The sequence below is a fragment of the Streptomyces sp. NPDC007025 genome, assembly GCF_042869455.1.
Lineage (GTDB): Bacteria > Actinomycetota > Actinomycetes > Streptomycetales > Streptomycetaceae > Streptomyces.
In genome coordinates, this window is the sequence record NZ_JBIAFT010000003.1 from 394,735 (window position 1) to 414,431 (window position 19,697).

15 protein-coding genes are annotated in these 19,697 nt (G+C 73.3%); 4 read left to right on the plus strand and 11 right to left on the minus strand.

The window, feature by feature from the left end; translation table 11 throughout:
• Nucleotides 1–35 precede the first annotated feature (35 nt).
• The 9 genes from murG to rsmH form a co-directional block, all read right to left on the minus strand.
• Entirely contained in the window at nt 36–1,130 is a 1,095-nt protein-coding gene (murG, locus tag ACFYMO_RS08180) for an undecaprenyldiphospho-muramoylpentapeptide beta-N-acetylglucosaminyltransferase (RefSeq protein WP_360300347.1), read from the minus strand.
• 6 nt (nt 1,131–1,136) lie between these two features.
• Nucleotides 1,137–2,534, minus strand: a complete 1,398-nt coding sequence (gene ftsW / locus ACFYMO_RS08185; protein ID WP_366772333.1) for a putative lipid II flippase FtsW — start codon at nt 2,532–2,534, stop codon at nt 1,137–1,139.
• Between the two features lie 48 nt (nt 2,535–2,582).
• On the minus strand, nt 2,583–4,010 hold the full coding sequence (gene murD, locus ACFYMO_RS08190; protein ID WP_388545239.1) for a UDP-N-acetylmuramoyl-L-alanine--D-glutamate ligase: 1,428 nt from the start codon (nt 4,008–4,010) through the stop codon (nt 2,583–2,585).
• Between the two features lie 86 nt (nt 4,011–4,096).
• Nucleotides 4,097–5,161 (minus strand): phospho-N-acetylmuramoyl-pentapeptide-transferase, encoded by a 1,065-nt coding sequence (gene mraY / locus ACFYMO_RS08195; protein ID WP_074998298.1) that lies wholly within the window; start codon nt 5,159–5,161, stop codon nt 4,097–4,099.
• A gap of 2 nt (nt 5,162–5,163) precedes the next feature.
• Nucleotides 5,164–6,597, minus strand: coding sequence for a UDP-N-acetylmuramoyl-tripeptide--D-alanyl-D-alanine ligase (gene murF / locus ACFYMO_RS08200; protein ID WP_366772332.1), 1,434 nt, complete (start codon nt 6,595–6,597; stop codon nt 5,164–5,166).
• Entirely contained in the window at nt 6,594–8,462 is a 1,869-nt protein-coding gene (locus ACFYMO_RS08205; RefSeq protein WP_366772331.1) for a UDP-N-acetylmuramoyl-L-alanyl-D-glutamate--2,6-diaminopimelate ligase, read from the minus strand. The genes murF and ACFYMO_RS08205 overlap by 4 nt, the downstream gene beginning before the upstream one ends.
• 3 nt (nt 8,463–8,465) lie before the next feature.
• Nucleotides 8,466–10,535 (minus strand): peptidoglycan D,D-transpeptidase FtsI family protein, encoded by a 2,070-nt coding sequence (locus ACFYMO_RS08210; RefSeq protein ID WP_388545074.1) that lies wholly within the window; start codon nt 10,533–10,535, stop codon nt 8,466–8,468.
• Entirely contained in the window at nt 10,532–10,903 is a 372-nt protein-coding gene (locus ACFYMO_RS08215; RefSeq protein ID WP_366772329.1) for a septum formation initiator family protein, read from the minus strand. Before ACFYMO_RS08215 ends, ACFYMO_RS08210 begins: the two co-directional genes overlap by 4 nt.
• Before the next feature lie 25 nt (nt 10,904–10,928).
• Nucleotides 10,929–11,900: a 16S rRNA (cytosine(1402)-N(4))-methyltransferase RsmH gene (gene rsmH, locus ACFYMO_RS08220; RefSeq protein WP_366772328.1), complete on the minus strand. Its 972-nt coding sequence runs from the start codon at nt 11,898–11,900 to the stop codon at nt 10,929–10,931.
• A gap of 418 nt (nt 11,901–12,318) precedes the next feature.
• Between rsmH and ACFYMO_RS08225 the strand changes: the two genes are divergently transcribed.
• From ACFYMO_RS08225 to ACFYMO_RS08240, 4 genes are all read left to right on the plus strand, one after another.
• Complete coding sequence (locus ACFYMO_RS08225; protein ID WP_388545076.1) at nt 12,319–12,846, plus strand: beta-class carbonic anhydrase; 528 nt, start codon at nt 12,319–12,321, stop codon at nt 12,844–12,846.
• 144 nt (nt 12,847–12,990) lie between these two features.
• The gene (locus ACFYMO_RS08230; RefSeq protein ID WP_366772326.1) at nt 12,991–14,076 is read left to right on the plus strand and encodes a MoxR family ATPase; all 1,086 of its coding nucleotides are present in this window, start codon (nt 12,991–12,993) and stop codon (nt 14,074–14,076) included.
• A complete protein-coding gene (locus ACFYMO_RS08235; protein ID WP_366772325.1) occupies nt 14,076–15,479 on the plus strand; it encodes a DUF58 domain-containing protein in 1,404 nt (467 codons plus the stop codon). Before ACFYMO_RS08230 ends, ACFYMO_RS08235 begins: the two co-directional genes overlap by 1 nt.
• On the plus strand, nt 15,476–17,875 hold the full coding sequence (locus ACFYMO_RS08240) for a DUF3488 and transglutaminase-like domain-containing protein (RefSeq protein ID WP_366772324.1): 2,400 nt from the start codon (nt 15,476–15,478) through the stop codon (nt 17,873–17,875). Before ACFYMO_RS08235 ends, ACFYMO_RS08240 begins: the two co-directional genes overlap by 4 nt.
• Before the next feature lie 316 nt (nt 17,876–18,191).
• Here the strand turns inward: ACFYMO_RS08240 and ACFYMO_RS08245 are convergent, their stop codons facing one another.
• Together ACFYMO_RS08245 and ACFYMO_RS08250 are read right to left on the minus strand one after the other, a co-directional pair.
• Nucleotides 18,192–18,608 (minus strand): DUF3040 domain-containing protein, encoded by a 417-nt coding sequence (locus ACFYMO_RS08245; RefSeq protein WP_366772323.1) that lies wholly within the window; start codon nt 18,606–18,608, stop codon nt 18,192–18,194.
• A 261-nt stretch (nt 18,609–18,869) separates the two neighbouring features.
• Nucleotides 18,870–19,646, minus strand: a complete 777-nt coding sequence (locus ACFYMO_RS08250; protein WP_366772322.1) for a methyltransferase — start codon at nt 19,644–19,646, stop codon at nt 18,870–18,872.
• Nucleotides 19,647–19,697: the final 51 nt, after the last annotated feature.

A 19,697-nucleotide genomic window follows, 5' to 3' on the forward strand; every position in this document is an offset into this window, starting at 1 on the left:
TGCTCGGCGAGGCGCCGGTTCCGCGCCGCGCCGGGTCAGTCCCGGCGGTTGGCGGCGATCGCCTCGTACACCATGCCGACAAGCAGTTCATCGGCGTCCGGACGGCCGAATTCGGCTGCCGCGCGGGACATCGCGGTGAGCTGCTGCGGGTCGGCGAGGACCGGGAGCACGTTGCCCTGGATCCACTCCGGCGTCAGTTCCGCGTCGTCGACCAGGAGTCCGCCGCCCGCCTTGACGACCGGCTGTGCGTTGAGCCGCTGTTCGCCGTTGCCGATCGGCAGCGGGACGTAGGCGGCGGGCAGCCCGACGGCCGACAGTTCCGCCACGGTCATCGCGCCCGCGCGGCAGAGCATCATGTCGGCCGCGGCGTACGCGAGGTCCATCCGGTCCACATACGGTACCGGCACATAGGGCGGCATTCCGGGCATGTGGTCCACGTGGGGGATCTCGTTCTTGGGCCCGACCGCGTGCAGGATCTGGATACCCGCGCGCTGCAGATGCGGAACGACCTGCTGGACGACCTCGTTGAGCCGGCGCGCGCCCTGCGAGCCGCCGGAGACCAGCAGCGTCGGCAGGTTGGGGGCCAGTCCGAAGGCGGCACGGGCCTCGGGCCGCACGGCGGAGCGGTTGAGGGTCGCGACCGAGCGGCGCAGCGGGATCCCGACGTAGCGGGCGTCCCGCAGTTTGCTGTCCGGCGTGGAGACCGCGACCCCGTGCGCGTAGCGCGAGCCGATCTTGTTGGCGAGCCCCGGCCGGGCGTTGGCCTCGTGCACCACGATGGGCACCCTGGCGCGCTTGGCGGCCAGATAGCCGGGCAGCGCCACATAACCGCCGAAGCCGACGACGCAGTCGGCCTTCGTGCGCTCCAGGATCTGCTCGGTTGCCTTGATGGTGCCGCGCAGCCGGCCGGGAACCGTGATCAGCTCGGGCGTGGGTTTGCGCGGCAGCGGGACGGCCGGGATCAGCTCGAGCTGGTAACCGCGCTCCGGCACCAGCCGCGTCTCCAGGCCGCGCTCGGTACCGAGCGCCGTGATCCCCACGGTCGGGTCCTGCCTGCGCAGGGCGTCCGCGAGGGCGAGCGCGGGCTCGATATGGCCGGCGGTCCCCCCACCGGCGAGTACGACGTGCACGCTGTTTCACCGCTCTCCGGACGGCGGCCTTCCGGCGCGCCGTCTCATCGTCTTCTCTCTCTTCCGGCCGGGAGCGCTCCCCGATCGCAGCGCTCCTGCCAGCCCTCCCCGGGACGTGCGCTGCCACAGGAGGGGCTGCCGCACGGCCAGGGCAGCGCGCGCCGCCGGATCGCTGCGCGCGAAGGCGATCAGCAGTCCGACCGCGAACATCGCCGGCAGCAGAGCGGACCCACCGTAGGAGAACAGCGGGAGGGGGACACCGGCGATCGGCAGCAGACCGAGCACCGCGCCCACGTTGATCACCGCCTGAGCGATGATCCACGTCGTCACGCCTCCCGCGGCATACCTGACGAAGGGTTCCTCCGTGCGTCCGGCCACGCGGATACCCGCATAGCCTAGAGCCGCGAAGAGGGCGAGCACCGACAGCGTCCCCGCCAGTCCGAGTTCCTCCCCGGTCACGGCGAAGATGAAGTCGGTATGGGGTTCGGGCAGTTGGCCCCATTTTTCCACACTCGCGCCGAGACCGGAACCGAACCAGCCGCCGGACGCCAGTGCGTAGATGCCGTGCACGGCCTGCCAGCACCGGTCGTCGGGGCCGGGGTCGGTGGCGCCGATGCAGGCGAGCCGGGACATCCGGTTCGCGTTGGAGGTGACCAGCAGCACGGCGGCGGTGAGCGCCACCGCGAGCACTCCCGTGAACAGCCGGGTGGGTGCGCCGGCCAGCCACAGCAGCCCGAACAGCACGGCGGCGAGGATGATCGCGGTACCCATGTCGCCGCCGAGCATGATGAGCGCGAGCAGCAGGAAGGCGACCGGGACCAGCGGCACCAGCAGATGCTTCCACTGCGTGAGCATCTTCTTCTCGCCCTTGCGCGCGAGCAGGTCGGCGCCCCACAGGACCAGGGCCAGTTTGGCGAACTCGCTGGGCTGGAGCTGGAACGGGCCGCCCAGATGGATCCAGTTCTGATTCCCGTTCACCTCCTGCCCTATGCCCGGGACCTGCACCAGGCACATCAGGAAGACGGAGCCGACGAGCAGCGGATAGGCCAGCGCCCGGTGCATGCGCACCGGCATCCGGCAGGCGGCCAGCAGCAGCACCGCGCCGATCGCGGCGGCCACCAGCTGCTTTCGGAAGTAGTAGGTGGAGGGCAGTCCGGACTGGAGGGCCTGGATCTGCGAGGCGGAGAAGACCATCACCAGACCCAGGACGATGATCAGCAGACTGCCGCCGAGGATCAGGTAATAGGCGGTCAGCGGACGGTCCCAGGCGCGCTTGGCCCGCGCGAAGGCCCGCCGCGGCGCCGAGGTGCCCTGCGGTACGCGCGGCTGCCGCGACGGGCGCACGGGCGCGGGCTGACTGCGCGCACGCCGGGGCGTGGGCGGTTTCGCGGATCGCGCCGTCATCCGTATCCCCTCCGTCTCACCCCCGTCCTCAGTCGGCGGGGAGCGGGGTCACTGCTCGCCCGGACCCGCGGCGGCGAGGGCTTCGACCGCATCGGCGAACGCGTCGCCGCGTGCGTTGTAGTTGACGAACATGTCCATGGAGGCGCACGCGGGTGCCAGGAGTACGGTATCGCCGGGGCGCGCCAGAGACGCCGCCCGGCGGACGGCCTCCGCCATCGCCCCAGTGTCGGTGCGGGCGACGTCGGCCACCGGCACATCGGGGGCGTGTCGCAGCAGCGCTTCCCGGATCAGCTCCCGGTCGGCGCCCAGCAGCACCACACCGCGCAGCCGCGGCGCGGCCCCGGCGACCAGTTCGCCGAACGTCGCGCCCTTGGCCAGTCCGCCCGCGATCCACACCACCGAAGGGTAGGCGGCCAGCGAAGCCGCCGCAGCGTGCGTGTTGGTGGCCTTGGAGTCGTCGACGTAGGCGACGCCGTCCACCTCGGCGACCCGGGTGATGCGGTGCGCGTCCGGGGTGAAGGCGCGCAGTCCGTCCCGTACCGCCGCCGCCGGCACCCCGAAGGCGCGGGCCAGCGCCGCGGCGGCGAGCGCGTTGGCGACGTTGTGCGGCGCCGGGGGGACGGCGGGGGTGGCGTCCGGCGCCGGGCTCAGGTCGCCGACCTCGGCCAGTTCCTGGGCCTGCTCCCGCCGGTCGGCGACGAAGGCGCGGTCCACCAGGACGCCCTCGACGACGCCGAGTTGGGAGGGTGCCGGGGTGCCGAGCGTGAAGCCGACGGCGCGCGCCCCCTCGACCACGTCGGCGGCCCGCACCAGGTCCTCGGTGCGGGGCGCCGCGGCGTCCGGGCCGGCGGACTCGTCGGCGTTGTAGACGCAGGCGACCTGGTTGCCCTCATAGATACGGCCCTTGGCGGCGGCGTACGCCTCCATGGAGCCGTGCCAGTCGAGGTGGTCGGGGGCCAGGTTGAGCACGGCGGCGGAGTGCGCGCGCAGGCTGGGCGCCCAGTGGAGCTGGTAGCTGGACAGCTCGACGGCGAGCACGTCCAGGTCGCCGTAGGGCTCCTGCCCCAGGACGACGTCGATGAGCGAGACGCCGATGTTGCCGACCGCGGCCGTGCGCAGCCCGGCCGCGCGCAGGATGCAGGCCAGCATCCGGACCGTGGTCGTCTTGCCGTTGGTGCCGGTGACCGCGAGCCAGGGCGGGGTGCCGGGACCGCGCAGCCGCCAGGCCAGCTCCACGTCGCCCCACACCGGTACCCCGGCCCCGGCCGCCGCCGCGAAGAGCGGGCTGGTGGGCTTGAAGCCGGGCGTGGTGACGACCAGCTCGGTGCCCTCCGGGAGGGTGCGGTCGTCGCCGAGCCGCACGGTGATCCCGAGCGCCTCCAGTTCGGCGGCCTGCCGGCGGGGGCCCTCGCCGTCGCCGCCGTTGACGGCGGTGACCCGGGCCCCGAGCCGGTGCAGCACCCTGGCGGCGGGCATGCCGCTGACGCCCAGCCCGGCGACGGTGACGTGCTTGCCGGACAGCTCGGCGCCCAGCGCCGCCAGGTTCGTCCGGTCCTGTGCGCTCACTTGCTCGCCGCCCAGCCCGCGTAGAAGATGCCGACGCCGACGATGGCGCACATGCCCTGGATGATCCAGAACCGCACCACCACAAGGACCTCGGACCACCCCTTGAGTTCGAAGTGGTGCTGGAGCGGGGCCATCTTGAAGACCCGCTTCCCGGTGAGCCGGAAGGATCCGACCTGGATCACCACGGACATGGTGATCAGCACGAACAGGCCGCCGAGGATCGCCAGCAGCAGTTCGGTGCGGGAACAGATCGCGAGTCCGGCCAGCGCGCCGCCCAGGGCCAGCGACCCGGTGTCGCCCATGAAGATCTTCGCCGGCGAGGTGTTCCACCACAGGAAGCCGAAGCAGGCGCCCATCAGCGCGGCCGCGACCACGGCCAGGTCGAGTGGATCGCGTACCTCGTAGCAGCCGGGTCCGGCCGTGGCGATGTGCGCGCAGGACTCCTGGTACTCCCAGACGCAGATGAACACATAGGCGCCGAAGACCATCACCGAGGCGCCGGTCGCCAGGCCGTCGAGGCCGTCGGTGAGGTTCACGCCGTTGGACATGGCCAGGATCATGAACAGCGCCCAGACCACGAACAGCACCGGTGGCAGTGCCCAGCCGAAGTCCTGGGTGAAGGAGAGCTTGGTGGAGGCGGGGGTGAGCTGCCGGGCGTCCTCGAAACTGAGTGCGAGGAGGGCGAAGGCGATACCGACGATGAGCTGGCCGGCCATCTTCGCCTTCGCGCGCAGCCCGAGGCTCCGCTGCTTGACGATCTTGATGTAGTCGTCGAGGAAGCCGACCAGGCCCATCCCGGCGAACAGGAAGAGCACCAGCACACCGGAGAAGCTGGGCTGCTCCCCCGTGATGAGCTTGGTCAGCACGTAGGCGAGCACCGTCGCCAGGATGAAGGCGATACCGCCCATCGTGGGGGTACCGCGCTTGCTGTGGTGGTTGCGCGGGCCGTCGTCGCGGATGAACTGACCGTAGCCCCGCCTGGCGAGCAGCTTGATCAGCAGCGGGGTCCCGACCAGGGACAGGAAGAGGCCGATGACCCCGGAGAAGAGGATCTGCTTCATCGTCATCGGGCGGCGCCCTCACCCTCCCTGGACCCGTCCGCGAGGAGAGCCGCGGCCACCTTCTCCAGCCCCACCGACCGGGAGGCCTTCACCAGTACGACATCTCCCGCGCGCAGTTCCCCGCGCAGCAGGCCGACGGCCGCCTCAGTGCCGGACACATGCACCGACTCCTCACCCCACGAACCCTCGTTCTTGGCACCCATGTCGAGCCAGGCGGCCTCCCGGCCTCCGACTGCCACGAGTTTGCTGACGTTGAGCCGGACGGCGAGCCGTCCGATCGCGTCGTGCTCGGCGAGCGCGTCGTCACCGAGCTCGGCCATCTCGCCCAGCACCGCCCAGGTCCGGCCCCCCCGGGCCTTCGCCGCCTCCCCCATGGCGGAGAGCGCGCGGAGCGCTGCCCTCATGGAGTCGGGATTGGCGTTGTAGGCGTCGTTGACGACCGTGACGCCGTCGGCGCGCTCGGTGACCTCCATCCGCCAACGGGAGAGCGTGTCCGCGGAGGAGAGCGCATCGGCGATGTCCCCAGCGGGCATGCCCAGTTGGTGGGCGACGGCCGCCGCGGCGAGCGCGTTCGACACGTGGTGCTCACCGTACAGGCGCATGGTCACATCACCGCACCCGGTAGGTGTGTGAAGGGTGAAAGCTGGTGTGCCGCGTTCCGACAACCGCACGTTTTCGGCCCGTACGTCCGCTTCCGGAGCCTCGCCGAAGAGCAGCACCCGGGCGCTCGTCCGCGCGGCCATGGCACGCACGAAGGGGTCGTCGGCGTTGAGCACCGCCACTCCCCCCTCCTCGGCCGCGGGCAGGTTCTCCACCAGTTCGCCCTTGGCCTGGGCGATCTGCTCCCGCCCGCCGAACTCGCCGATGTGGGCCGTGCCGACGTTGAGCACCACCCCGATCCGCGGCGGTGTCAGCTCGGTGAGATAGCGGATGTGGCCGATGCCGCGGGCGCCCATCTCCAGCACCAGGTGCCGGGTGGTCGCGTCGGCGCGCAGGGCCGTCAGCGGCAGACCGATCTCGTTGTTCTGCGAGCCTTCCGGCCACACCGTGGGACCCAGCCGCCCCAGCAACTGGGCGATCAGGTCCTTGGTGCTGGTCTTGCCGCTGGACCCGGTCAGCGCGACGACCTGGGTGCCGAGCGTCCGCACGGCATGCCGGGCCAGCGCGCCCAGGGCGCGGGTGACGTCGTCGACGACGACCGCCGGGACACCGACCGGGCGGGTGGCGAGCACGGCGACGGCGCCGGAGGCCACCGCGCCGGCGGCGAAGTCGTGGCCGTCGGCACGCTCACCGGCGAACGCCGCGAAGAGCGTGCCGGGGCCCGCTTCCCGGGAGTCGATCACCACCGGCCCGGTGATCCGCGCGTCCGGGTCCGTCATGTCGTGCTGCCGTCCGCCGGTGAGGGCGGCGATCTCTGCGAGGGAGAGGGGGATCATCGCTTCTGGTTGTCTGTCCGGTGATGCTCGACGGAAGGGGACGAAGAAGACAGGGGGTCGGAGGCGGACACAGGGGACGGGGACGGCGGTGCCGACGGGGCGGCCGCTGCCTGCTCCGCCGCCCGGGCGCGAATGGCGTCGTGCAGCACCTGGACGTCGTCGAAGGGGCGTACCACTCCGGCGATGTCCTGGCCCTGCTCGTGGCCCTTGCCCAGGACGAGGACGGTGTCGCCGGGCCCGGCCCGGCCGACGGCGGCCCGGATCGCGGCGGCGCGGTCCTCCTCCAGGAGCACGGTGCCGCGCTCGTAGGCCGGCACCTCGGAGGCGCCGCGGAGCATGGTGGCCAGGATCGCGAGCGGATCCTCCGAGCGCGGGTTGTCGGAGGTGAGCACCGCCGTGTCGGACAGCCGGGCGAGCGCCGCGCCCATGCCGGGCCGCTTGTGCGGGTCGCGGTCGCCGCCGCAGCCCAGGACGGCGTGCACGGCGCCCTCGGTGACCTTCCGGACGGCGTAGAGCACCGACTCCACGGCGTCCGTCTTGTGTGCGTAGTCGACGATGGCCAGAAAGTCCTGCCCGGCGTCCACCCGCTGCAGCCGGCCGGGGACTCCCGGGACCGTGCCGATGCCCTCGGCGGCCGTGCTCGGGTCGATCCCGGCGACGACCAGCGCGGTGAGCGCGGCCAGCGCGTTGGCCACGTTGAAGGGCCCCGCGAGCGGCGCGGAGGCCAGTACTTCCCGTCCGTCGGGCCCCACCGCGGTGAACGTCGAGCCGAGCGGGCCGACCTCCACGTCCCGGGCCCGCCAGTCCGCGTCCGGGTGGCCCTCGGCGGAGAAGGTGGTGACGGGGAAGCCCTCGCCGCGCAGTTCGGTCAGCAGCCGGAAGCCGTACTCGTCGTCGAAGTTGACCACCGCGGCCCGTGAGCGCTCCGGGGTGAAGAGCTGCCGCTTGGCCTGGAAGTAGTCCTCCATGTCCGGGTGGAAGTCGAGGTGTTCGGGGCTGAGGTTGTTGAACACCGCGACGTCGAAGACGCAGCCGTCGACCCGGCCGAGGACCAGCGCGTGGCTGGAGACCTCCATCGTCACCGAGCCGACCCCGCGCTCGCGCATCACGCCGAACAGCGCCTGCAGGTCGGTGGCTTCGGGCGTGGTGCGCTCCGACTTGATCCGTTCGTCGCCGATCCGCGACTCGACGGTGCCGATCAGCCCGGTCAGCCCGCCTCCGTCCACCGTGCCCGCGGTGCGCGGCTCGCCCTTCTCGGCGGCCTTGCGCAGCCCGCCGTCCACCAGGTAGGCGGTCGTCGTCTTGCCGGAGGTGCCGGTGATGCCGATCTGGAGCAGATCGTCGCCGGGAGTGCCGTAGATGGTGGCGGCCAGCTCCCCCATCCGGCCGCGCGGGTCGGGCACCGTCAGCACCGGCAGCCCGGTGGCCTCGGCCCGCGCCGTGCCGCCGGGATCGGTCAGCACCGCGGCGGCGCCCAGGCTCTGGGCCTGCTCGACGAAGTCGGCGCCGTGCAGCCGGGCGCCGGGCAGCGCGGCGTAGATGTCGCCGGGGCGTACGGCGCGCGAATCGTGGGTGATGCCGGTGACGGACACGCCGGCGTCCGCCGCTCCGCCCCCTTGCGGCGCATCGCCGGAACCGGGCGCGGACGCGTCGGCGTCCAGCAGCCGGGCCAGCTCCGCGAGCGGAACGGGTGCGACCCGTGCGGGGCGGGGCGGCCCGGGGAAGGACTCGGGGGAGGTCTGATCAGCTTGTGGCACGGCGGTGAGCGTACCGGGCGGGGAGCCCGCGCCGCGAAGCGAGGGGCGCGGCGATGCGGGCCCCGGGGGGTTGTACTCGCTCTCAGTGATCGTTCTCACGTGGCGCATGGTTCAGTCGTCCCGGCTCTTCCCGGCGAGCACGGGCAGCTTCGCCGGCTTGGCCCCGGTCGGAGGGATCTGCAGGGTCTTGAGGGAGAACTTCATGACCTTCTTGTATACGGGACCGCACACGTCGCTGCCGAAGTAGCTGCCCTTCTTGGGGTTCTGGACGGCGCAGTAGACGGTGATCCGGGGCTTGTCGGCCGGCGCGAAGCCGGCGAAGGAGGAGGTGTAGCCGTGGTAACGGCCGGTCTCGGGATCCACCCGGTTGGCCGTACCGGTCTTCCCCGCGACGCGGTAGCCGGGAATCTTGGCGGTGGTTCCGGTGCCCTCCATGTCGGAGACCACGGACTCCAGCATCCGGGCGAGGGTCCTGGCCGTCTTCTCGCTGATCACCCGGCGCTTGTCCGGTGCGTCGGCGGGCCGGAAGCGCCCGTCCGGGCCGGTGGTGCCGCGGACGAGCGTGGGGGCGATCCGCTCCCCGCCGTTGGCGATGGTGGAGTAGATGGAGGCGGCCTGCACGGCGTTCAGGGACAGGCCCTGGCCGAAGGGGATCGTGTACTGCTGGGAGGCGCTCCACTTGCCGGGCTCGGCCAGCAGGCCGTCGGTCTCGCCGGGAAAGCCGAGCCCGGTGGGCCGGCCGATGCCGAACTTGCGCAGATAGCGGTACAGGACCTTGTTGGCCTGCTGCTGCGTGCTGCCGAGCTGCTCGGTGGCGAGGATGGTGCCGATGTTGCTGGATTTGGCCAGGACGCCGTTGAGGGTCAGGTGCCAGGTGGCGTGGTCGATGTCGTCGGCGAAGGAGCGGTCGGCCCGCTTGAGCCGGTTGGGCACCGTGACCGCCGTCCGGGGCGTGGCCTTGCCCTCCTCCAGGACGGCGGCCATCGACATCACCTTGCTGGTGGAGCCGGGCTCGTAGGCGTCCTGGACCGCGGGGCTGCCGAAGGAGTCGACCTTCGCGCCGCGGATGTCGTTCGGGTCGAAGCCCGGCGCGCTGGCCATGCCGAGCAACTGGCCGGTCCTGGTGTCCTGCACGACCACGTAGCCGCTGTCGGCGTGCGACTCGGCCACCTGCTCGGAGATGGCCTGCTGCGCGGACCACTGGATGTCGCGGTCCAGGGTGAGCTCCACGTCGGCGCCCGGCTCGGCCGCCTGCTCGCGGACGCCCGCGGTGGGTACCTGGCGGCCACCGGACTGGGCGTAGGTGACCTTGCCGTCCTCCCCCGCCAGCGTGCCGTTCAGCTTCGCCTCCAGCCCGGCGCCGCCCTTGCCCGCGGAGTTGACGAAGCCGAGCACGGTGGCGGCCAGCTCCTTGTTCGGGTAGACCCGTTTGGCGTGCTTCTCCTGGTAGATCCCGGCCAGCACGTCGGGCTTCCCGCCGCCGGGCGCCGCCGCGGCCTCGTCGGCGAGCCGGGCCTTGAGCTTCTTGATCTTGCGCCAGGTCTGCGGGGTCTGCTGCCGGGCGAGCAGCACATAGCGGGTGCCCTTGCGCGAGAGCTTCCCGGCCAGTTCGGCGGGCTTCTTGTGGAGCAGCGGCGCCAGCAGTTCGGCGGCCCGCTCGGGGGCGTCGTCGATCTTCGTCTGCTCCGGGCCGAACAGATACGGGTCGGCGGTGATGTCGTGGGCGTCCACGGTGCTCGCCAGCGCGGAGCCGTCCCGGGCGCTGATGGTGCCCCGCTCCGCCGCGAGGGGGACGGTGATGTAGCGGTTGACGGCGGCCTTGTCCGCGTACGCGCTCGCGTCCACGGCCTGGACCTGCAGCAGCCGCACCGTGAAGACCAGCATGACCAGCGTCAGCCCCACGGCGACCAGCCGCAGCCGGGGCCGCGGGTTCACCAGCCGCAACCGGGCCGCGCCGCCGCCCCGCGGGGGACGGCTGCCGCCGCCCCGGCGCGCCGCGGGGGGCCGGGCGCCGCGGGACGCCGCGGCCGGAGCCGGCCGGCCCGGTCCGGGCACCCGGCGCGGCTTCGCGGCCCGGTTCCGGTCCGGGGTGCGGTTCCGGTCGGCGGCACGGTCCTGCCCGGACGTCGGCCGGGGGCTCCGGCGGGCGCCGCGGTCCGGCTCGCGGGGGCGCTCGCTCACGGGTCCTCCTGCCCGCCGCGTGCCGGGCGGGGATCGCCGCGCACGGAGCCGTCGGGGTCCAGGAAGACGGGAGTGTCGCCGGGGACCAGGCCCTGCTCCCGGGCCCGTTCCTCCAGCCGGTCCGGCGCGGAGTAGCCGTCCACCTCCTGCTGGAGGGCCTGCTGCTGGTCGGTCAGCTCCTCCGTCTGCTTCTCCAGTCTGCTGAGCTGGAAGGAGCCCTTGTTCAGGGAGGCGTTCAGCAGCAGCAGGGCCAGCAGGCCGCTGCCCAGCAGCAGGACGATCAGCAGGACGAACGGGGCGCGGGCTGCCGGCGAGCCCCCGACGGGGACCAGCCGGGCCAGCCGCGCGAGGCGCTGCTGCGCTGTCATGTCCCCTCCCGGATGCGGCGGCCGGTCATGTCACCTCCCTGATCCGCTGGGCGGCGCGCAGTCGCGCCGGCGCCGCCCGCCGGTTCTCGGCGATCTCCTCGTCGGTGGGCAGTTCGGCGCCGCGGGTCAGCAGCCGCAGCCGGGGCTGGTACTGCTCGGGCACGACGGGCAGCCCGGGTGGCGCGGTGTTGCGGGAGCCCGTGGCGAACAGCTGTTTGGCCAGCCGGTCCTCCAGCGAGTGGTAGGCCAGGACTACCATCCGGCCGCCGACCGCGAGTGCCTCCAGCGCGGCGGGCAGGGCCCGCTCCAGCACCGCCAGCTCCCCGTTGACCTCGATGCGCAGCGCCTGGAAGGTCCGCTTGGCGGGATTGCCGCCGGTGCGCTTGACGGCCTGCGGCAGCGCCTCCCGGATCACCTCGACCAGCCGGCCGCTGCGGGTGAACGGCTCCTTCTCGCGCTCCCGCACGATGGCCTCGACGATCCGGCGGGCCTGCTTCTCCTCGCCGTAGGAGCGCAGGATGCGCACCAGGTCGCCCGGCGGGTAGGTGTTGAGCACCTCGGCCGCGCTCGACCCGCTCGTCTGGTCCATGCGCATGTCCAGCGGCGCGTCCTGGGCGTAGGCGAAGCCCCGGTCGGCCTCGTCCAGCTGGAGCGAGGAGACCCCCAGGTCGAACAGGACCCCCTGGACGCGCGGCACCTCCAGCCGGGAGAGCACCTGCGGCAGCTCGTCGTAGACGGCGTGCACCAGCGTGGCCCGGTCGGCGTAGGGGGCCAGTCGTTCGCCCGCGAGTTCGAGTGCCGCCGGGTCCCGGTCCAGGCCGATCAGGCGCGCCGCCGGGAAGGTGGACAGCAGCGCCTCGCTGTGGCCGCCCAGGCCCAGGGTGCAGTCGACGACGGTCGCGCCGGGCTCCGCCAGCGCGGGAGCGAGCAGGTCCAGGGTGCGCCGGAGCATCACCGGATTGTGGCGTTCGCCGATGGGCCGCTCGTTGGTGGTCACTGTGCCCTCTCAGATCTGGCGGGCACCGTGCACATGCTCCTTGGTCCCCGCCCGCTCGAAGGGGAGCGGCCACCTGCGCCGAACGGGCGCCGGAGGCCGGGAGCGGGAGGAGGCCGAGCCGCACGTGCGCGCCCGCGCACGCGAGGGGATTCGGGGGTCCTTGGGGAGAGTGTTCGCCTCCCACTTCGCGTCACTTTAGTCCACTCGTCCCCTCGGTCAACTACGGGACCAGGCGCGTCCCGACAACGAGTGACACCCGCGTGCGCGGCCGGCGGCACCCGGGCACGGGACTGCGGTGTGCACCCGGACGGAGGAGACGACAGTAGGCCGTGTGGGTTACCTCACAACCACGCGCGCCGTCCGATTTCACCACTCTCCGGGCAGGCCGTCCGCCCGGGGAACGTCTAACGTCGTACACATGTCGATACCCACACCTGACCCGCAGTCCGCACCGTCCGTGACCGACGATCTCGTCACCTCGAACCAGCAGTACGCGGACGGCTTCACCGACCCGGGCATGGACGCCCGCCCGGTCCGCTCGGTCGCCGTCGTCGCCTGCATGGACGCCCGCCTGGACCTGCACCGCGCACTGGGGCTGAAGCTGGGCGACTGCCACACCATCCGGAACGCGGGCGGCGTGGTCACCGACGACGTCATCCGCTCCCTCACCATCAGCCAGCGCGCCCTGGGCACCCGTTCCGTGGTCCTCATCCACCACACCAACTGCGGACTGCTCAACCTCACCGAGGATTTCCGCCACGAGCTGGAACTGGAAGTGGGCCAGCGGCCGTCCTGGGCAGTCGAGTCCTTCAAGGATCTGGACCAGGACGTGCGCCAGTCCGTCGAACGGGTACGGACCTCGCCCTTCCTGCTGCACCGGGACGACGTCCGCGGCTTCGTCTTCGACGTCACGACGGGCCTGCTGCGCGAGATCGCCCCGGCCTGACCCGGCGGGACCGCGGTCCGGAGCCACCCGGGAGAGTGACGGGAGGGCCCGTCGCCGTGAAGAATACGCAACGACGCACACTGCAGGGCCCGGTGGAACGGACGCGGCGGGCACGTACAACGGGGATGGGGCCGAGGAGGGCCGGTGACGACCTATGACGAGCGGGCGGACCTGAGCGAACTGAGCGCCACGGCGGGCGAGGTGCGCCGCAGTGTCGAATCGGTGATCGAGGGGAAGCCCGACGTCGTCCGGCTCTCGCTCACGGTACTGCTGGCCGAGGGCCACCTGCTGATCGAGGACGTGCCGGGCGTCGGCAAGACGATGCTCGCCAAGGCGCTGGCCAGGACGGTCGACTGCTCGGTGCGGCGGATCCAGTTCACCCCCGACCTGCTGCCCTCCGACATCACCGGGGTCAGCGTCTACGACCAGCAGCGCAAGGACTTCGAGTTCAAGCCCGGAGCGATCTTCGCGCAGATCGTGATCGGCGACGAGATCAACCGCGCCTCCCCCAAGACCCAGTCGGCGCTGCTGGAGTCGATGGAGGAGCGCCAGGTCACCATCGACGGGCAGACCTACGAGCTGCCCGACCCGTTCATGGTGGTCGCCACCCAGAACCCGGTGGAGATGGAGGGCACCTACCCGCTGCCCGAGGCGCAGCGCGACCGGTTCATGGTCCGCGTCTCCATCGGCTACCCGAGCCCCGCGGCCGAGCTGGAGATGCTCGACGTGCACGGCGGCGCCTCCCCGCTGGACGACCTCCAGCCGGTGGCGCACGCGCACGACATCGCCAAGCTGATCGGAATGGTGCGCGGCGTGCACGTCTCGGACGCGGTGCGGCGGTACGCGGTCGAGCTGGTGGCCGCCACCCGCTCCCACTCCGAGCTGCGGCTGGGCGCCTCGCCCCGCGCGACGCTGCACCTGCTGCGGGCCGCCAAGGCGTCGGCCGCGCTCGGCGGGCGCGAGTTCGCGCTCCCCGACGACGTGCAGTCGCTGGCGGTCCCCGTCCTGGCGCACCGGCTGCTGCCCACCGCGCAGGCCCAGTTGAACCGCCGCACCGCCGAACAGGTGGTGGCCGAGATCGTGCAGCAGGTGCCGGTGCCCGCCGTCGGGCCCGGCCCCGCCGCACCCAGAACGGCACCGCCCGGTCCGCCTCCCTACGGGCCGCCGCCGGCTGCCGGACAGCAGGCCCCCCTGAACCGGCCGCAGACCGGGCAGCCCCGGGGCTACTGATGGCCCACGGAGCGGCCCCGGGGGCCCCGTCCGCCTCCGGCCCGGCCCCCGGCGCGGCGGAGCGCGGTGACGGATCCGGCCCGGAGGAGCGGAGCGGCTCGCTGCGCCGCGCGTTCGGCGGTCTGACCACCCGCGGCCGCTCCTTCCTGGCGGCCGGGCTGGCGGCGGTGCTGTGCGCGTATCTGCTGGGCCAGGACGAACTGCTGCGGGTGGGGGTGCTGCTGGGGGCGCTGCCCCTGGTGTGCGTGCTGGTGCTGCACCGCACCCGCTACCGTGTGGCGGGCTACCGCAGGCTGTCGCCCTCGCGGGTGCCGGCGCGCTCGGAGGCCCGGGTGCACCTGCGGGTGGACAACGTCTCGCGGCTGCCCACCGGGTTGCTGATGCTGCAGGACCGGGTGCCCTACGTGCTGGGGCCGCGGCCCCGGTTCGTCCTGGACCGGGTGGAGCCGGGCGGTCGCCGCGAGGTCTCCTACCGGGTCCGCTCCGACCTGCGTGGACGCTATCCGCTGGGCCCGCTCCAACTGCGGCTGACGGACCCGTTCGGGATGTGCGAGCTGACGCGCTCGTTCAGCACCTGGGACACCCTCACCGTCGTACCGCCCGTCGAGGCGCTGCCGCCGACCCGGTCGGCCGGACGGACCGGCGGCTACGGGGAGGGCCGGCAGCGCGCGCTCGCCCTGGCCGGGGACGACGACGTGATCCCGCGCGGCTACCGGCACGGCGACGACCTGCGCCGGGTGCACTGGCGTTCGACGGCACGCTACGGCGAACTGATGGTGCGCCGCGAGGAGCAGCCGCAGCAGGCCCGCTGCACCGTCCTGCTGGACACCCGCCGGGCCGGCTACCCCGGCTCGGGGCCCGACTCCCCGTTCGAGTGGGCGGTCGCGGGCGCCGCTTCGGTGTGCGTGCACCTGCTGGAGCGCGGCTGCTCGGTCCGGCTGCTGACCGACACCGGAGCCGCCGCACCCGGGCCGGAGAACGGCGGCTTCCTCGCCGAGAACCCGGACGCGGCCGGGCTGTTGCTCGACACCCTCGCCCTCGTCGAACACTCGAACGAGCAGGGGCTGGCCGGAGCCTATGACGCGCTGCGCGGCGGAGACGCGGGGCAGCCCGGGCTGCTGATCGCGTTCCTGGGAGCGCTGGACGAGGAGCAGGCACTCACCGTCGGCCGCCTGCGGCAGCGCTCGGGCCGCGCGGTGGCCTTCGTGGCCACTCCCGCCGGGCGCCCGCAAGGCGGCGCCGGGCAACCGGCGGCGGACGCCGCCGAGCCGCCCGGGACCGGGCCCGCGCTGCGCGTCCTGCACGAGGCGGGGTGGACGGCGCTGACCGGCGGGCCCGGAACGCCGCTGGCCGCGCTGTGGCAGGAAGCCGAGCACGCGAGCGCGAAGGGAGCGGAACGATGAGCGGACGGGGGCGGCTCGCCTTCTGCGCCGCGCTGGCGACGCTGGCCGCGGCCTGCGCACTGCTGCCGCTGGTCGAACCGGCGGCCTGGCTGATCCAGGCGGCGGTGCTGATCGGAGTGCAGGCCGGAGTGGGCGCCGCCGCGCGGCGGATACCGCTGGCCCGCCCGCTGACCGTGCTGGCACAGGCGCTCACCTCGCTGCTGCTGCTCACCGTCGTCTTCGCACGCTCCGCCGCACCGGCCGGATTCCTGCCGGTACCCGGGGTCTTCACCCACTTCGCCGCCCTGTTCGAGCAGGGCGTCCAGGACGTGGGCCGGTATGCGATACCCGCGCCGCTCACCGACGGCATACGGCTGATGCTGATCGGCGGAGTGCTGCTGATCGGCCTGCTGGTGGACACGGTGGCCGTCACCTACCGGAGCGCAGCCCCGGCCGGGCTGCCGCTGCTCGCCCTGTACTCGGTGGCCGCCGGGCTCTCCGAGGGCGGCGCACGCTGGCTGTGGTTCCTGTGCGCCGCGGGCGGCTATCTGCTGCTCCTGCTGGCCGAGGGGCGGGAGCGGCTCTCCCAGTGGGGCCGGGTCTTCGCCGACCGCGGCCGGCCCGGTGCGGCGCCGCACCAGCCGGGCAGCGTCGGCGGCCCCGCGGCGGCACCCGTCCGCACCGGACGCCGGATCGGGGTGCTGGCCCTGGGCGTCTCGCTGCTGGTACCCGCCGCGCTGCCCTCGCTCAGCGGCGGCCTGCTCGACGAGGTGGGCACCGGTGGCGGAGGAGGGCGCGGCCAGGGCGGCGGCACGGTCTCGGCGGTGAACCCGGTGGTCGCGCTCAAGAACAGCCTCGACCAGCCGCAGGACCGCACCGCGCTGGTCTACCGGACGGACGGGGGCGACAGCGGGCTCTATCTGCGCATCGTCGCGCTGGACAGGTTCGACGGCGCCCAGTGGAAGCCCTCCGAGCGGCGGATCGGCGAGATCCCGGACCAGCTGCCCGCCCCGCGCGGACTGGGACCCCAGGTGCGGACCAGCCCGGTGCGCACCACCATCCAGGCCAGTGACGCCTACGCGCAGGACTGGCTGCCCATGCCCTTCCCCGCCGACCGGGTGCGCCTGGAGGGCAAGTGGCGCTTCGAGCCCGAGGGCCGCACCCTGGTCGGCTACGACAAGCAGACCACCCGCGGGCTGCGCTACACGGTCGAGAGCCTCCGGGTGCGGCCCACCGCCGAGCAGCTGCGCAACGCGCCCGACCCGCCGCCCGCGCTGGAGCGCGAGTACACCGCCGTTCCCGGCACGCTGCCGGACGTCGTCTCCAGGACCGCGCGCCAGGTCACCCGCGGTGCGGCGAACGACTACGAGCGCGCGGTGCGGCTCCAGGACTGGTTCGCGGACGAGGGCGGCTTCGTCTACGACACCGAGGTGGAGGCGGGCACCGGCGTCAACGCCATCGCCGACTTCCTGCGGCAGAAGGAGGGCTTCTGCGTCCACTTCTCCTTCGCCATGGCCTCGATGGCCCGCACCCTGGGCGTCCCGGCCCGGGTCGCGGTCGGATTCACTCCCGGCACGGCGCGCGGCGACGGCGCGATGGAGGTCGGCTTCCAGGACGCGCACGCCTGGCCGGAGCTGTACTTCGAAGGTGTGGGCTGGACCCGCTTCGAGCCCACTCCCACCCGCGGCAGCACCCCGCCCTACGCCCGGCCGGACGCACCGGATCCCGACCGCGACTCCGGCGAGGTGCTGCCCGACCGCAACGGGAACGACGAGCCCACGGTCGCCCCGTCGCCGTCCCAGGAGTGCACCGCCCAGCAGAAGCGCTCCGACCCCGAGTGCGGGCTGGCGGCTCCGCTGCCCGGCTCCGGCGGCTCCCAGGAGGGGCCGTCCGCGGCCGCCGTCGCCGGTGTCGGCGGTGCGGCACTGCTCCTGCTGGCGCTGTTGCTGCTGCCGATGCTGCTGCGGATGAGGAGACGCTCCCGGCGGCTGCGGACCCGCCCCGGGGGTACCGGTCCGGAAGGGGCCGAGGGAGTGCTCGCCGCCTGGCAGGAACTCCTGGACACCGGCTGGGACTACGGGATCGTGCCGGAGGACTCGGCCACCCCGCGCACGGCCGCCGAACGGCTGACCCGGGTGGGGGAGCTCCAGCCCCCCGAGGCCGAGGCGGTGCAGCGGATCGCACTCGCGGTCGAACAGGTGCTGTACGCACCCGAGCCGCGGCCGGCTCCTGGGATCACCCGCGACGTGCAGCGCGTCCGGGCCGGGCTGCGCGCCGCCGCGCCCCGCACCCTGCGGGTCCGGGCCCTGCTGCTGCCCCCGTCCACCGGGCGGCTGCTGCGGGCCGCCGGCCACCGCGGGCGGACGCTGCGGGCCCGCTGGACCCGCGCGGTGCGCGGCCCCCGCCCGGCCGAGTAGTCGACGCCGGGCAGCGCGGCACCGGCTCCCGGGCTCGCTCCGGTCGGGTGTCCGGGGCCGCACGGCCGTACGCCCGGACCCGGTGGGCGGGACGGCATCCCGCGGGAATGCGTGCGGCGGTGCGGGAACCCCGCGAGGGTTCCCGCACCGCCGGAGAATCTGCTTTCGGAGGACTGTGCCTCGTCGCCGGAGGGGCCGTCGCCACACGGCGGGGGCACCGCGGGGCACGAGCGGCCGGATGGCCGGGCCGCGTCACGCCGCCGCGTGACGTTGCGAGGAAGGGCGAAAGTATGCGGAACGGGTGGTGACCCTGCCGTCAGTGGTGGCCCTCGTCGCGGCGGCGCTGCCACCGCTCCTCGATACGGGACATCACCGACCTGCGGTTCCGTGGCTGCTGGCGACGCGCCGAACCCGAGTCCTGCGCGGACCCGCCCTGGCCCGCGGCCTGCTCCTCACCCTGCTTGGGCGCCTTCCGCCACCCGGTCACGGCGAGGACCGCACAGCCCAGCATGACCAGGAAGCCGACGACGCTGATCCAGATCTGCTGAGCGACCATTCCGGCCATGAGGAGCGCGATACCCACCAGAAAGCCCGCCACCGCTTGGTAGACCCGCTTTCGGGTGTACCGACGCAGCTCACTTCCCTCGAGCGCTGTTGCGAACTTGGGATCTTCGGCGTACAGCGCTCGCTCCATCTGCTCGAGCATCCGCTGCTCGTGCTCAGAGAGCGGCACGGAGTCCTCCTACTCGTCGGTCGCGGGGGCGACCGGATGCGACTCTTTCAGGATAGGCAGGGAATCGCCCCCGTGAAACCCGCCCCTCTACGCCAATTCCTCCCACCACACCCGATATGACGGACGGGGTGCCCACGGTGTGCTCCGTTCATTCCCGCACCACCTTTCCGCCATGCCGGACGGTGTGCTTCGATCATACGGCGCGCAGCGGTTGATCGGGCGGTCGTGCGAGCAGACCCCCGCCGGACGGCGGGTGCGGCATCAGCGGTCGGCGGGTCGCACCCCGCGGGGCGGGATCTCGGCGAGCACATGGAGCTGGCTCGCCACGGACTGGAAGTCGGGCAGCTCGGCGGCGGCCGCCTCCAGCCGGGCCAGCGCGTCCAGCGCGTCCGGCTCGGTGTCCACCAGCGCGCCGGGCACCAGATCGGCGAAGACCCGCACGCCGTGCACGGAGATCACCTCGAGCCCGGTGCTGGTCACCAGCGCCGTCAGCTGCTCCGGAGTGAAGCGGCGGGGCATGGGGTCGCTCTCGCCCCATCGCCCACCGGGCGAGGTGAGGGCGTGCCGGGCCTCGGTGAAGTGCCCGGCCAGCGCCCGCGCCAGGACGGCTCCGCCCAGCCCGGAGGCGAGCACACTCAGCGTGCCGCCCTCCTCGCGCAGTGCGGCGACGGCGTTGCCGAGGCCCTCGACCGGATCGTCGACGTACTCCAGGACGCCGTGGCAGCACACCACGTCGTACGCGCCCCGCTCGGCGACCTCGAAGAGTCCGCGCACATCGCCCTGGACGCCGCGCACCCGGTCGGCGACCCCGGCTTCGGCGGCACGCCGCTCCAGCGCGAAGAGCGCGTCGGGGCTGGGGTCGACGACGGTGACGTGGTGCCCGAGCCGGGCGACGGGCACCGCGAAGTTGCCGGTACCGCCGCCGGTGTCGAGGACCTCCAGTTCGGTGTGGTCCGCCAGTTCGGCGCGCTGGTCGAGGGCTCCCCTGAGGACGTCCCAGACCACGGCGGTCCGGAGGGTTGCGCTGGGGCGGGACATGCGGTTGCTCCTCGGCTCAGGGACGGGCGGATCCCACCCTATTGCCTCCGC

Coding starts and splice junctions, on each gene's coding strand:
- ACFYMO_RS08215 (WP_366772329.1), bottom strand. CDS start 10,903: ATGACAGCGCAGCAGCGCCTCGCGCGGCTGGCCCGGCTGGTCCCCGTC.
- ACFYMO_RS08240 (WP_366772324.1), top strand. CDS start 15,476: ATGAGCGGACGGGGGCGGCTCGCCTTCTGCGCCGCGCTGGCGACGCTG.
- murF (WP_366772332.1), bottom strand. CDS start 6,597: ATGATCCCCCTCTCCCTCGCAGAGATCGCCGCCCTCACCGGCGGACGG.
- ACFYMO_RS08235 (WP_366772325.1), top strand. CDS start 14,076: ATGGCCCACGGAGCGGCCCCGGGGGCCCCGTCCGCCTCCGGCCCGGCC.
- ACFYMO_RS08225 (WP_388545076.1), top strand. CDS start 12,319: ATGTCGATACCCACACCTGACCCGCAGTCCGCACCGTCCGTGACCGAC.
- ACFYMO_RS08250 (WP_366772322.1), bottom strand. CDS start 19,646: ATGTCCCGCCCCAGCGCAACCCTCCGGACCGCCGTGGTCTGGGACGTC.
- murD (WP_388545239.1), bottom strand. CDS start 4,010: ATGCCCGCCGCCAGGGTGCTGCACCGGCTCGGGGCCCGGGTCACCGCC.
- ACFYMO_RS08205 (WP_366772331.1), bottom strand. CDS start 8,462: ATGCGCCACGTGAGAACGATCACTGAGAGCGAGTACAACCCCCCGGGG.
- ftsW (WP_366772333.1), bottom strand. CDS start 2,534: ATGACGGCGCGATCCGCGAAACCGCCCACGCCCCGGCGTGCGCGCAGT.
- mraY (WP_074998298.1), bottom strand. CDS start 5,161: ATGAAGCAGATCCTCTTCTCCGGGGTCATCGGCCTCTTCCTGTCCCTG.